At 39.1% G+C, this 12,596-nt stretch carries 13 protein-coding genes; 6 read left to right on the top strand and 7 right to left on the bottom strand.

Annotated elements, in window-relative coordinates; genetic code table 11:
• Positions 1 to 33 precede the first annotated feature (33 nt).
• Together BM179_RS07670 and BM179_RS07665 are read right to left on the bottom strand one after the other, a co-directional pair.
• The gene (locus BM179_RS07670; protein WP_229632917.1) at positions 34 to 585 is read right to left on the bottom strand and encodes a YcxB family protein; all 552 of its coding nucleotides are present in this window, start codon (positions 583 to 585) and stop codon (positions 34 to 36) included.
• Between the two features lie 181 nt (positions 586 to 766).
• Entirely contained in the window at positions 767 to 1,201 is a 435-nt protein-coding gene (locus BM179_RS07665; RefSeq protein ID WP_092014686.1) for a DUF4783 domain-containing protein, read from the bottom strand.
• 247 nt (positions 1,202 to 1,448) lie between these two features.
• Here BM179_RS07665 and BM179_RS07660 point away from each other — a divergent pair, with 247 nt between their 5' ends.
• The 5 genes from BM179_RS07660 (at position 1,449) to BM179_RS07640 (ending at position 4,543) form a co-directional block, all read left to right on the top strand.
• Positions 1,449 to 1,958: a phosphoribosyltransferase family protein gene (locus tag BM179_RS07660; RefSeq protein WP_092014682.1), complete on the top strand. Its 510-nt coding sequence runs from the start codon at positions 1,449 to 1,451 to the stop codon at positions 1,956 to 1,958.
• A 128-nt stretch (positions 1,959 to 2,086) separates the two neighbouring features.
• On the top strand, positions 2,087 to 2,935 hold the full coding sequence (locus BM179_RS07655; RefSeq protein ID WP_092014678.1) for a bifunctional helix-turn-helix domain-containing protein/methylated-DNA--[protein]-cysteine S-methyltransferase: 849 nt from the start codon (positions 2,087 to 2,089) through the stop codon (positions 2,933 to 2,935).
• Positions 2,936 to 2,940: 5 nt separating this feature from the next.
• Positions 2,941 to 3,654 carry a 2OG-Fe(II) oxygenase gene (locus BM179_RS07650; RefSeq protein WP_092014675.1) on the top strand — a complete coding sequence of 238 codons (714 nt, stop codon included), beginning with the start codon at positions 2,941 to 2,943 and terminating at the stop codon, positions 3,652 to 3,654.
• A 45-nt stretch (positions 3,655 to 3,699) separates the two neighbouring features.
• Complete coding sequence (locus tag BM179_RS07645) at positions 3,700 to 3,951, top strand: Ada metal-binding domain-containing protein (RefSeq protein WP_092014672.1); 252 nt, start codon at positions 3,700 to 3,702, stop codon at positions 3,949 to 3,951.
• A 4-nt stretch (positions 3,952 to 3,955) separates the two neighbouring features.
• Complete coding sequence (locus tag BM179_RS07640; RefSeq protein WP_092014668.1) at positions 3,956 to 4,543, top strand: alpha-ketoglutarate-dependent dioxygenase AlkB family protein; 588 nt, start codon at positions 3,956 to 3,958, stop codon at positions 4,541 to 4,543.
• A 31-nt stretch (positions 4,544 to 4,574) separates the two neighbouring features.
• On the opposite strand, the gene BM179_RS07635 is transcribed toward BM179_RS07640, so the two are convergent.
• The 5 genes from BM179_RS07635 to BM179_RS07615 form a co-directional block, all read right to left on the bottom strand.
• Positions 4,575 to 5,333 carry a shikimate dehydrogenase family protein gene (locus BM179_RS07635; RefSeq protein WP_310586930.1) on the bottom strand — a complete coding sequence of 253 codons (759 nt, stop codon included), beginning with the start codon at positions 5,331 to 5,333 and terminating at the stop codon, positions 4,575 to 4,577.
• A gap of 103 nt (positions 5,334 to 5,436) precedes the next feature.
• Positions 5,437 to 8,706, bottom strand: coding sequence for a translation initiation factor IF-2 (infB, locus tag BM179_RS07630; RefSeq protein ID WP_092014665.1), 3,270 nt, complete (start codon positions 8,704 to 8,706; stop codon positions 5,437 to 5,439).
• A 136-nt stretch (positions 8,707 to 8,842) separates the two neighbouring features.
• Positions 8,843 to 10,090, bottom strand: coding sequence for a transcription termination factor NusA (nusA, locus tag BM179_RS07625; RefSeq protein WP_092014662.1), 1,248 nt, complete (start codon positions 10,088 to 10,090; stop codon positions 8,843 to 8,845).
• A 95-nt stretch (positions 10,091 to 10,185) separates the two neighbouring features.
• Positions 10,186 to 10,656 carry a ribosome maturation factor RimP gene (gene rimP, locus BM179_RS07620; RefSeq protein WP_092014659.1) on the bottom strand — a complete coding sequence of 157 codons (471 nt, stop codon included), beginning with the start codon at positions 10,654 to 10,656 and terminating at the stop codon, positions 10,186 to 10,188.
• Positions 10,657 to 10,839: 183 nt separating this feature from the next.
• Entirely contained in the window at positions 10,840 to 11,283 is a 444-nt protein-coding gene (locus BM179_RS07615; RefSeq protein ID WP_092014656.1) for a GNAT family N-acetyltransferase, read from the bottom strand.
• A gap of 360 nt (positions 11,284 to 11,643) precedes the next feature.
• Between BM179_RS07615 and BM179_RS07610 the strand changes: the two genes are divergently transcribed.
• Entirely contained in the window at positions 11,644 to 12,456 is an 813-nt protein-coding gene (locus BM179_RS07610) for an enoyl-ACP reductase FabI (RefSeq protein WP_092014653.1), read from the top strand.
• Positions 12,457 to 12,596: the final 140 nt, after the last annotated feature.

Genomic DNA, 12,596 nt, shown 5'->3' with positions numbered 1-12,596 from the left:
ATAAGCCTTTTTATACTGTTGTAAGGAAGTAAATTAAGCGATAAATCCTTTATCTCTCAAAATCTTATCCATTAGTTTTTTATCATTTTCACTTGTAAAGATCGTGAATGGCAGATATATAAACTGGAATTTCCCCATGGTAAGAATATATGCTTCTTTATCCTTGTAGGCTGAAAGAATCATATCCCATTTAATTACGCCACCTTCCTGGTCGCTCAGTTTCATTAAAATCTGACGACTGTCAATTTCATAACGATATTTGTCGAATAACTGTTTGTATTGTGCCAGCTGTGTAACTCCTGTAAATTGAATAGCCCAGAAAGCAAGGTACAAAACAGCTCCTAATACAGCAAATACATAGATCCACCAGTTTTTGTAAGCTCCGGTAAGATTCAGAATAACGTTCAGGAAAATAATCCCAAGAGGCACAAATCCCCAAAACCATTGCTTCTGAATCAACTGGCGCATTGATAATGAGATATACTTGTTTTTTTCAAAGGCGTATTTCTTGGTTTTAATCGCCAATGGATTTGAAGGAGACTGCATCATTACCCTTTGCTGTTGCCCTCCGTAAGTCTTTGCCATGATATTGTGTTAATTTATCGGGTTATTTAGTCTTAAAATCTTTGTTAAGAGCCTGTTTGCTAATCGCAAACAAAATTTCTGGTCGCAAAGGTACAAAAAAAAAGGCGTAGAGAACACTTCGATGCTCAAACGCCCAAAAATTTGTTGTTCTATAATAAGAGTTTCAGGTTTTTACCCTCTGTTAATCTGCCACGATACTATTGTTACGATAACTGTCCTTTCTGAAATGAATCGTATCAATCAGGAATTGGCCTTCTTTCCTTTTCAGCAGGACATATACTCTGAAGTTCTCACTATCAGTAACATAGGTCCCGGAAAAGAACTGCTTTTGCGGGTCATTTCCTTTAAAGGATACAAGAAAGTCTTTGGGTGTCTTTTTCCTGAAAAACGCTTTTAGAATAAATTCAGCATGATCGTTGGCAATCTGATTAAACTCAACCTGCTCAGAATCAATAATTAATTCTATTTTTTTGTTAAATAAAGAGGCCAGTTCGGAAGCATCACCTGTCCTGAGGGATGATTGTATCTTAGTGATTAAGAAGTTTTCCGGAATGGCGGCTCCACTATTGCCACAAATCAATACAATGGCAATTAAAAAACTGCATAATTTTTTCATTTTCTTTCATGTGTGTTAACTTATTTACAGCATAAATCATGCCGCGATTGAAGAGTATTGGTGTCAAGTGAAGAAATATTTATTTTAAATTTCAGACGCTTGAAGGTATTCTTTTTATTTCTGTTTTCTGATTACAGTTTCGTTTCAAAGCCGGTAAAAACCAGCATTTTCAGTTATTAACGAATTATTACTGCCTGATAATATATAATTCATTCTTCCTGTTTTCATTTTTTATTATCTTAGCATCATGGAAACGAGTACTAATCAAATATTAAGCCAAACGCAGGTTTTGCAAAAAATCAGAAGAATTGCGTTTGAGATTTATGAAAATAATTTTGAAGAAGGCGAAATCATCATTGCAGGAGTTCGCGGACAGGGTTATGTTTTTGCTCAGATGCTTGCCCAGACGCTTCAGGAAATCTCCGGAATCAAGAGTAATCCTGTTCTGATAGATTTTGATAAAAATGTTCCTTATGAAACTCCGGTAGAGTTTGATTGCGACGAACGTTTTCTTGAAAATAAGGTAATTATTGTTGTGGATGATGTATTGAATACCGGAAGAACTTTTGCTTACAGCCTTGCACCTTTTTTAAGCATCCCGGTAAAAAGAATCCAGGTTGCTGTAATTGTTGACAGAAATTATCGCCGTTTCCCGATTCTGGCTGATTATGTAGGGTATGCTTTATCTACCACCATCAGCGAACATGTAAGTGTGATTCTGGATGATGAAGAGAATTCAGGTGTTTTTCTGCAATAGATTCGATTACCGAAAATGGCATTTGTTTATTTCACTGTAAGAGGTTTATGACCTTTTATAACTCCGCAACTTTCGGATTTTATGATATTTGACGACGCTATACCTTTGTATCATAAAATTCGAAGAAAATGACAACTCAGGAAAACATCAACTTTAATCGCATTGCCGAGGCAATAGATTATTTAAAACTACATTTCAGGGAACAACCCAATCTGGATGAGGTAGCTGAAAAAATCAACCTAAGTCCTTTTCACTTCCAACGGCTTTTCAGCGACTGGGCCGGAGTAAGCCCCAAAAAATTTCTACAGTATCTAAGTGTGGAATATGCCAAAAGTATCCTGAAAGATAAACAAGCCACTTTGTTTGATGCAGCCTATGAAACCGGCCTTTCAAGTACGGGAAGACTTCATGATTTATTCATCAGGATAGAAGGAATGACACCGGGAGAATTTAAAAACGGTGGCGAAAACCTGCAAATCAATTATAGTTTTGCCGAAAGCCCTTTCGGAAATATACTGGTAGCTTCCACTTCCAAAGGAATTTGTCATATGTCATTTGCCGATAATGAAGATGATGCACTTGCTGAATTTAAAACCCGTTTCCCTAAAGCTGAATATCACCAGATGGTTGACCTGATCCAGCAAAATGCACTCTATATCTTCACGCATGACTGGCAGAAACTCAATCAGATTAAACTTCATTTAAAAGGCACAGAATTTCAGCTTAAAGTCTGGGAAACACTTTTGAAAATTCCTATGGGAGAATTATCGACCTACGGAAATATCGCAGAAGCGATCGAAAAACCGAAAGCCTCAAGAGCGGTTGGGTCTGCTATCGGGGATAATCCTGTGGCTTTTCTGATCCCGTGTCACCGCGTAATTCAATCAACAGGAGCTTTCGGACAATACCATTGGGGAAGCAGCCGCAAAACTGCCATGATTGGCTGGGAAGCAGTCAAAAGCAATCATTCCCTCTAATTTTCATGAAAAACATTGAAGAAACATTAACAGCTATCGACTGGAATTCGGTAGCTGAGAGCATGCACGCCAAAGGCTTTGCAAGTCTCACAAAAGTGCTTACACCGGAGCAATGTCAGGAACTTATTGATAGCTATTCTAAGCAGGAACTTTACCGGAAAACCATTACAATGGAACGATATCGTTTTGGCCTTGGAGAATACAAATACTTCCGTTATCCATTGCCGGAACTGCTTCAAAGTATCCGGGAAACGGTTTATCCTCAACTTGCCTCTATAGCCAATAGCTGGATGAAGGTGCTGAATATTGATAAATTCTTTCCGGAAACGCTGAAAGAACTTCATACTTTATGTCATCAGCATAATCAGACCAGACCAACCGTTTTAATTCTGAAATACGGGAAAGGCGGTCATAATACCCTGCATCAGGATCTTTATGGAGAAGTCTTTTTTCCGATACAACTGGTTTTATTTTTGAATGATCCGGAAGAGGATTATCAGGGCGGGGAATTTGTCCTGGTTGAACAAACACCAAGAGCACAGTCAAAAGCAATTGTTTTAAAACCGGGAAAAGGGGATATTCTTATTTTTACCACGAATTTCAGACCGGTCAGAGGAAGTAAAGGCTACTACCGAGTAAATATGAAACATGGGGTAAGTGAACTTCATTCCGGACAAAGGCATACTCTGGGCATTATCTTTCATGATGCTGAAAATTAGTAAAGCTGTTTTTCTATCATTGCACAAATATCTCTTGGCAAAACTATGTTTTTTCATAAAAATCTGAACAAAACCGATTTACATTCCCTTATCAGACGAGGTGTCATAACTTTTGGAGGAAATGCGGCTTTGAAGATTTATGGTACTTTACTCTGCAAATCCGGGAAACGTATGAAAAAAAGCAACCGGGTTTTCTTCAGCTCCGAAAAACAGGCACAGTCTGAAGGATATCGCCCTTGCGGGCATTGCATGAGGAATGCTTACAAAATCTGGAAAAACGAAAATAAAGCCCTTTAATTACATGTCAGAAAATCAGAACTTATTGCCATTTCAGGGCGAAGCTTATTTTTACCCTGACTTTTTTTCCAAATCAAAGAGTGATTTCTATTTCAATCAGTTATTGGATGAAATCCGGTGGAAACAAGAACCGATTAAGATTTTCGGAAAAGAAGTTATGCAACCCCGGCTCACTGCCTGGTATGGCGATGAGGGCAAAATATATACTTATTCAGGAATTACCATGATTCCTCATGAATGGACTCCGGCCCTGCTTGAAATCAGGCAAAAAGCTGAGGAAATTTCTAAAGTACGGTTTACGAGTGCCTTGCTAAATCTCTATCGTGATGGCAAAGACAGTATGGGATGGCATCGTGATAATGAGAAAGAGTTGGGTTTAAATCCTGTAATCGGTTCTGTAACTTTCGGAGCAAGCCGTTGTTTTCAGCTGCGAAATTATCAGGATAAAAAACTCATCAGATCAATAGATCTCAGTCATGGAAGTTTTTTGTTAATGCAGGGAGAAACCCAGCATTTTTGGGAACATCAGTTGCCTAAAGTAAAAAACACAGTTGATGTCCGGATCAATATTACATTCAGGGTAATAAAATGAGGCATATTCATCCGGAAATCACGGTTATTATCTATTCATTCCATATCTGCCAGGCTTTTTCTGCCTGACCATGCAACATTTCCAGTCCAAAATGTACTGATTTGATACCAGCCTCTAATCCTTTTTTAAGGAACACTGTTTCCAGAGGATTATAAACAATATCATATAAAAGATGCTCTGAGGTTAATAATTCATAAGGAATTTCCGGAAATCCTTCTGTTTTCGGATACATTCCAAGAGGAGTAGTATTAACAATCAGAAGATGTTCTGCAATAATATCTCTGGTCAGTTCCTCATAGGTAATTGTATCAGATTCTTTCGACCTTGAAACTAATTGTGTTTGCACCCCAAGATCATTAAGTGCCTGAATAATGGCTTTTGAAGCACCACCCTTTCCTAAAATCAAGGCATTCTTTGGCTGAACCTGAGTAAATTCTGCCCATTTTTCCAAAGTCCATCTGAAACCCCAGTAGTCTGTATTAAAGCCTTTTGTTCTGCCATCCGGAAGGATTTTGATTGTATTTACTGCTCCGATTTTCTGAGCGGCCTCATCAATTTCATCCAAAAAAGGGATTACATTCTGCTTGTGAGGAATTGTAACATTTAATCCTTTCAGATTGGCCTTATTTCGGTTAAGTAATTCGGGAAGTTCTGTTATATCTTTTAATTCAAATTTTTCGTACAAATGCGTTTCCGCCAGGCCTGATTTTTCAAATTTTTCCGTAAAATATCCTTTGGAAAACGAATGACCGAGGGGATAGCCGATTAGCCCATAAAGATTTTCAATCACAGTTTTATTGTTTAAAGTTTATCGGTTTTATAAATTTTCTGATAAAAATATACCCCAATAGCCAGGCCATTGAGGTATATTTTAAAAGCAATATGACCAATGATTAAAGTGTACGTTTCACTTCTTTCAATTCATAACATTCAATAATGTCTAATTCAACGATATCATTGAAGTTTTTGATTGAAAGACCACATTCGTAGCCGAATTTAACTTCAGCCACATCGTCTTTGAAACGTTTAAGTGCTGAGATTTCACCTTCATGCACTACTACGAAATCACGGATAACTCTGATTTTATTATTACGTTTCACAGTACCATCCAGCACATAACATCCTGCAACTGTACCCACTTTCGAAATCTTAAATACATCACGGACTTCAATATTGGCAGTAACAACTTCCTCAAAAGTAGGAGCCAATAAGCCTTCCATCGCTGCTTTTACATCATCAATTGCCTGATAGATAACTGAATAAGTACGGATCTCGATTTGTTCGTTTTCTGCCAGACGTCTTGCATTTACACTTGGACGAACCTGGAATGCCACGATCACCGCATCTGATGCTGAAGCTAACAATACATCCGATTCTGATACCTGACCCACTGCTTTGTGGATGATACGAACCTGAACCTCTTCTGTAGAAAGTTTCAATAATGAGTCAGAAAGTGCTTCTACTGAACCATCCACGTCACCTTTCACAATTACGTTCAGTTCTTTGAATGTTCCGATAGCTTTACGACGGCCAATCTCTTCAAGCGTAATATGCTTACGTGTTCTGATTGATTGTTCACGTAGAATCTGCTCACGTTTGTTGGCAATTTCACGGGCTTCTCTCTCATTTTCAAGTGAGTTCAGCTTATCACCTGCCTGAGGTGCTCCGCTTAAACCTAAAAGCTGAACCGGAGTTGACGGCCCTGCCTCCTTGATTTTTCTTCCCAGGTGGTCAAACATTGCTTTCACACGACCGTAGTGTGCTCCTGCCAACATCATATCACCTATATGTAAAGTACCTGACTGAATCAGTACTGTTGTTACATAACCGCGACCTTTATCAAGTTCCGCTTCAATTACAGTACCAACAGCACGCTTATTAGGATTTGCTGTCAATTCCAGTAATTCAGCTTCAAGAAGTACTTTTTCTAACAAATCATTGATACCCAGACCCGATTTCGATGAAATTTCCTGAGACTGGTATTTACCACCCCATTCTTCCACCAACATATTCATAGCAGCAAGTTCTTCACGTACTTTGTCGGTATTTGCACCAGGTTTATCAACTTTTGAGAAAGCGAATACGATTGGTACGCCGGCAACCTGTGCGTGATTGATTGCTTCACGGGTTTGTGGCATCACTGAGTCATCTGCTGCAATTACAATAATTACAACGTCAGTAATTTTAGCACCACGGGCACGCATTGCGGTAAAGGCTTCGTGACCTGGCGTATCCAGGAAGGTAACACGTTTTCCTGAATCCGTTTGTACCGAATATGCACCAATATGTTGTGTAATACCTCCTGCTTCTCCGGCAGCCACTTTGGCACGACGGATATAGTCAAGCAAGGATGTTTTACCGTGGTCAACGTGACCCATGATTGTTACAATCGGAGCTCTTGTTACAAGATCGTCTTCATTGTCAACTTCTTCAACAATACTTGCTTCTATTTCCTCTTCCGCAGAAACAAAGCTTACATCGTATCCGAATTCATCCGCAATAACAGTAATTGCTTCGGCATCCAGACGCTGGTTGATTGAAACGAACATACCAAGACTCATACAGGTCGAGATTACTTCATTTACAGAAACATCCATCATTGAAGCAAGATCGCTGGCCGAAATAAATTCGGTTACTTTCAATGTTTTTGATTCTTCTTCTTCCTGAAGCTGACGACGTTCTTCCTTCTCAGCACGAACTTTTCTCTTCGCTCTACGTTTATCTGCGCCGAAACTTGGCTTATTGGCTTGTCCTTGCAAACGTGCCATTGTTGCCTTAATCTGGTCTTGAATCTGCTTCTCGGTTACATCCTCTTTAGGTTTAAGCGGAGCTTTATTTCCCTGATTAGTATTATTATTGTTATTCGGCTTATTTCTGTTGTTGTTATTATTATTATTATTGTTACCTCCACCGGTATTCTGGTTATTGGTACCAGGTTTTTTAGAACCTCCCTGTTGTCCTCCTGCAGGAGCCGAACCATCTTTCGGAGGGCGTGGAGCACCTTTTTCGTTTCTGATTTCAGTTTCAGTAACTTTTTCCCCGGCTTTGTTAATTCTCTTACGCTTCTTCTTGTTACGGTCGTTACGGTCAGAGCGGCTAATTTCAACAGGTAATTCAATTTTACCTAAAACCTTCAAACCACGCAAAGTTTCACCTTTTGCCTCAATCAACTCAATTTCCGGTTCTTCAACCGGTTCAGGCTTAGGAGCCGGAGCTGGTGGCTGAGGTTTTGGAATCTGATTAGGGTTGAATGCTTTAGCAGGCTGCTGCGGATTCTGTTGATTCGGATTATTACGCTGCTGATTGCTATTCGGGTTATTTTGCTGCGGACGCTGTCCCTGCTGATTCGGGTTATTGCGTTGCTGATTGTTATTATTCTGCTGGTTAAAAGGTCGCTGCTGATTATTAGCATTTCCCTGATTCTGCTGAGGTTTTTGTTGATTATGAGGTTGTTGTGGTGGCTTTGGAGGCTCAACTTTAGCCTGTTCAGCAGGCACTTCAACTTTTTTTACAGCTTCAACAGCCTCCGGAGCAGGTACTTCAACCTTCGCTTCGACTTTAGGGGATTCAATCACTGGTTCAACCTTCACAGGTTCCACGTTATCAGATTTTGGAGTTTCTATAATCACGGGCGGAGCTACTGGAGCGACTTCAACCGGCTTTTCTGCTGGTTTGGGTTCTACAACTTCCGCTTTCTTTTCTTCAACCTTCTCAGGCTCAACTATTGTCTGAGGTTTTGGAGGAACCGGATTACCTTTTGCATCCAATTCAATTTTACCTAAAACCTTGAACTTAACTTCCGCTTTAGCCTGAATCAACTCAGGCTCCTTGTCTTCTTCTTTTTTCTCCTCAGCTTTCGGACCATTTGCACCTTCTTTAGAAGCATCTCCACGGAAATACAAAGGTAAATCATCATCCGATTTTTTAGGCTCCGGAGCAACCACTTCATCCACAGCTTTCTGAACAGACATTGGAAGCTGATCCAATAAATTGGTAGCGTTATATTCTTTGGCCAGCAATTTAAGTTGTTCAAAATTCAGCTTGGTATTTGGGTTATTTTCAACCCTGTGACCTTTGGCAGAGAGATATTGAACGATGGTTGAGGTTCCCACGTTAATCTGCTTTGCCACCAGGCTCAATCGCATCATTTTATCTTCTGCCATGTTTTTTTCTTGATACTTTTCTATAATAATATTATTTTATGAATGAGTGTGTTGAGTGACTGAGTTTTTATGATTGGGCGATAAACTAAATGTCAAGATGCACTCAGTCACTCATTCACTCAATCACATTGCTAAATTATTCAAACTCTGAACGAAGAATGTCCATTACTTCCTGAACAGTTTCTTCTTCTAACTCTGTACGACGAACCAATTCCTCTTTCGATAGAGACAGAACCTGTTTGGCTGTATCTAAACCTATTTTATGGAATTCGTTCAAAATCCAGTCTTCAATTTCATCGGTAAACTCGTTCAAGTCAACGTCTTCATCGTCAACTTCACCTTTTGGAATATCTCTGAATACATCCAGTTCAAAACCGACCAGTTTACCGGCTAATTTAATATTTTGTCCACCTTTACCGATTGCAAGAGAAACCTGGTCAGGCAGCAAATACACCGAAATGCGTTTCTTTTCGCGATCAATATTCATTGAACTTACTTTCGCAGGGCTTAGCGCACGTGCTACCAATAGTTCAAGGTTTTCTGTGTAATTGATTACGTCAATATTTTCATTCTGTAATTCACGGACAATTCCATGAATACGGGAACCTTTCATACCCACACATGCTCCTACCGGATCAATTCTGTCGTCATAAGATTCAACTGCTACTTTTGCACGCTCACCCGGTTCACGTACGATACGGCGAATCATAATCTGTCCATCATAAATTTCAGGTATTTCCTGCTCAAAAAGTCTTTCCAGGAATACCGGAGAGGTACGGGAAAGTGTAATTTTCGGAGTACCATTATTCATGTCAACTTTATGAATGACAGCTTTTACCGGCTCACCTTTCTTGAATCTATCCTTTTGAATCATTTCTGATTTTGGCAGGCTCAATTCATTTCCTTCTGAATCAATCAAAATTAACTCTTTTCCAATGATTTGGTAAACATCAGCAGTGATCAATTCTCCGACAAGATCTTTATATTTTTCAAACAGACCTTCTTTTTCTAAATCTTTAACCTTTTGAATCAGTGTCTGACGGGCAGTCTGAACAATACGGCGACCAAAATCCTCCAGTTTGATCAATTCGGCTACTTCCTCGCCAATTTCAAAGTCAGGTTCTATTAATTTTGCTTCAGCTAACGGTATTTTGTCATAATCCCAAATGTCCTCTGAGTTGTCGTCAACGATCTCACGGGTCCGCCACATTTCAAGGTCACCACTCTCAGGGTTAATGATTACATCAAAATTCTCATCAGTTCCATATCTTTTACGAATCATGGTGCGGAAAACTTCTTCCAACACCTTGATCATCGTCGGGCGGTCAACGTTTTTTTCTTTTGCAAAATCCGCAAACGAGGCTATTAGCTCTGCACTATTCATTGGTTTTTATTTTTAATGAGCGACATTACTGAGTTCTGAGCAAAATTCATTAATACTGCTTTTCTGATTTTCTCAATTTACTCGAAATGATACCATTATTTGAATGATATCTGAATTTTAGTTTGTTCTATATTGCTGAAAGGGATTTCAAGAGGACCATGCTCTTCGCCCTTTTTAGGCTTTTTCTTCAATTCTTCAGTGATGGTGATGCCTTCATCTGAAACGGCATCAAGGCTGCCTTTCTTTTCAGAACCGTCTTTCAGTATGATCTTTACAGAGCGGCCGATATTCTTAACATACTGGCGTCTGAATTTTAGCGGCTGATCGATTCCGGGGGAGGATACTTCTAAATTAAACGCTGATTCTATCAGATTTAGTTCCTCTATTTCATGCCCTAATTTACGACTTATCTTAGCACATTCCTCAATGGTGATTCCAATATCAGAGTCTAATAAAATCGTTACATTAGAACGGGTCTTTGATTGTCCTACTTCTACTTCGACAATGAACAATCTATCATCTTCCAGATATTTCTGAAGTAGTTCTGTGATTTTATCTTTAAGCATTTCAAGTATTTTGCTTTGTCTGATTTTTCGGATGCTGCCAGACAGAAGTTAATGAAATAAAAAAGAGGGATTTACGACCCCTCTTCTTCATTTTTAAAACCGATGCAAAATTAACTATTTTTTAGGTAGAATGCAAGTATCTACCTTGATTCGCCTGATTTTTAATGCCTCAGATTGAAGTTTTTATCTCAAATCAATCAGGAAACTGTATCCATGTCTTGCAAAATCCAGGGATTCATAAAATGCATGTGCCTCATGTCTTTTCAGATTACTTGAAAGTGACAATTTATAACAACCTGCTTCCTCACAGCATTTTATGGCAAATTTCATCATGGCTTTGCCAATTCCTTTTCCCTGGTATTCATTTTTAACAGCTACATCCTCCACCACCCCGGATGGCGTTCCATAATGTGCCAGGTTATCCATAATCAGTAAGGCGAAGGTTCCGACGGCTTCATGTTCATTTTCAGCGAGATAAATGCTATAATTCGGATAGCTCATCATTTTATTGAAAAGAACCTCCGCCTTTTCCGGGCTTAAGATTTTTCCGTTGTCAAGTACCGTACTGTATAAAGAAAGAATTTCTGGCAAATCTGCTTTTGTCGCTTTTCGAATATTGAGTGTCATGATTTTTGGTAAAAAAGTTGTTACTTTGAGGGGATTTTAAAGGTCGTTATCCGCTTTTAACATGATAGCTTCCAGGGCTTAAACCATTATTTTTTCAATATTCTGAATAAAATTATTTAAGTCCTTTACCCGGAATTCAGGAGAAGGACTCTGATAAAATGGCGGTCTTCACTACATATAAATCCGGAGGTTTTTCTTAAGTGTTCGTAATGTCCAAAACTAAGCAATATCCCTGAAAAATCAAGTTCAACAATTTGTTAGCAAAAATCATAATACCCTCAAAATACCTTTTCAAAAGAGGTTACCTTAAAAATATCACAGGACTCTCCTGAAACATATCATTCAACAATCAATTTAAAAATGGCATACGGTTTATTAAAAGGCAAAAGAGGTATTATCTCCGGTGCATTAGACGAAAACTCAATCGCTTGGAAAGTAGCACTCCGCGCTAAGGAAGAAGGTGCTTCTTTCACTTTGACTAACGCTCCTTTGGCGATGCGTATGGGCGAAATCAACAAACTGGCAGAACATTGCGAGGCAAAAATTATTCCTGCCGACGCTACTTCTATTGAAGATCTGGAGAAATTATATACCGGTTCGATGGAAGAACTTGGCGGAAAGATCGACTTTGTCCTGCATTCAATAGGAATGAGTACAAATATCCGTAAAGGCAAAGAATATGGTGATTTAAACTATGAATGGTTTCTGAAATCAATTGATGTTTCAGCTTTGTCTTTCCACAAAATGCTTCAGGTTGCTGAAAAACTGGATGCTATTGAAAACAAGGGTTCTCTTGTAGCGCTTTCTTATATTGCTGCCCAGCGTTCATTTCCTGATTATACTGACATGGCACAAGCGAAAGCTATGCTTGAATCAATTGCCCGCAGCTATGGCTATCGCTATGGAAAGAAAAACGGAACACGGGTAAATACCGTTTCCCAGTCGCCAACCAAAACTACCGCCGGAACCGGTATCAGCGGGTTTAACGCATTTTATGAATATGCCAATCAAATGTCACCACTTGGAAATGCTTCAGCGGATGAGTGTGCCGACTATGTTATAACTTTATTCTCAGATCTTACCCGTAAAGTTACAATGCAAAATCTCTTCCACGACGGAGGCTTCTGCTCTGTGGGAATTTCTGAAGAAATTGTAGCGAGAATGGAAGGTTAATTCTGTTTCCATCTTTCATTTTAAAAAGGCAGCTCAATTGAGTTGCCTTTTGTTGGGTCTTTAATTCATTGCAACCACATAGACATATAGGGCACATAGTATCTGTAAACTCCCATGCTTGCAACCACATAGACATATAG

The sequence above is a fragment of the Pseudarcicella hirudinis genome, assembly GCF_900115665.1.
Classification (GTDB): domain Bacteria; phylum Bacteroidota; class Bacteroidia; order Cytophagales; family Spirosomataceae; genus Pseudarcicella; species Pseudarcicella hirudinis.
This window is presented reverse-complemented; position numbering and strand designations above follow the sequence as displayed.

What these genes read in the sequence shown, in the direction of transcription:
- BM179_RS07670 (WP_229632917.1), bottom strand. Translation starts at nt 585, where the DNA reads ATGGCAAAGACTTACGGAGGGCAACAGCAAAGGGTAATGATGCAGTCT.
- BM179_RS07665 (WP_092014686.1), bottom strand. Translation starts at nt 1,201, where the DNA reads ATGAAAAAATTATGCAGTTTTTTAATTGCCATTGTATTGATTTGTGGC.
- BM179_RS07660 (WP_092014682.1), top strand. Translation starts at nt 1,449, where the DNA reads ATGGAAACGAGTACTAATCAAATATTAAGCCAAACGCAGGTTTTGCAA.
- BM179_RS07655 (WP_092014678.1), top strand. Translation starts at nt 2,087, where the DNA reads ATGACAACTCAGGAAAACATCAACTTTAATCGCATTGCCGAGGCAATA.
- BM179_RS07650 (WP_092014675.1), top strand. Translation starts at nt 2,941, where the DNA reads ATGAAAAACATTGAAGAAACATTAACAGCTATCGACTGGAATTCGGTA.
- BM179_RS07645 (WP_092014672.1), top strand. Translation starts at nt 3,700, where the DNA reads ATGTTTTTTCATAAAAATCTGAACAAAACCGATTTACATTCCCTTATC.
- BM179_RS07640 (WP_092014668.1), top strand. Translation starts at nt 3,956, where the DNA reads ATGTCAGAAAATCAGAACTTATTGCCATTTCAGGGCGAAGCTTATTTT.
- infB (WP_092014665.1), bottom strand. Translation starts at nt 8,706, where the DNA reads ATGGCAGAAGATAAAATGATGCGATTGAGCCTGGTGGCAAAGCAGATT.
- nusA (WP_092014662.1), bottom strand. Translation starts at nt 10,090, where the DNA reads ATGAATAGTGCAGAGCTAATAGCCTCGTTTGCGGATTTTGCAAAAGAA.
- rimP (WP_092014659.1), bottom strand. Translation starts at nt 10,656, where the DNA reads ATGCTTAAAGATAAAATCACAGAACTACTTCAGAAATATCTGGAAGAT.
- BM179_RS07615 (WP_092014656.1), bottom strand. Translation starts at nt 11,283, where the DNA reads ATGACACTCAATATTCGAAAAGCGACAAAAGCAGATTTGCCAGAAATT.
- BM179_RS07610 (WP_092014653.1), top strand. Translation starts at nt 11,644, where the DNA reads ATGGCATACGGTTTATTAAAAGGCAAAAGAGGTATTATCTCCGGTGCA.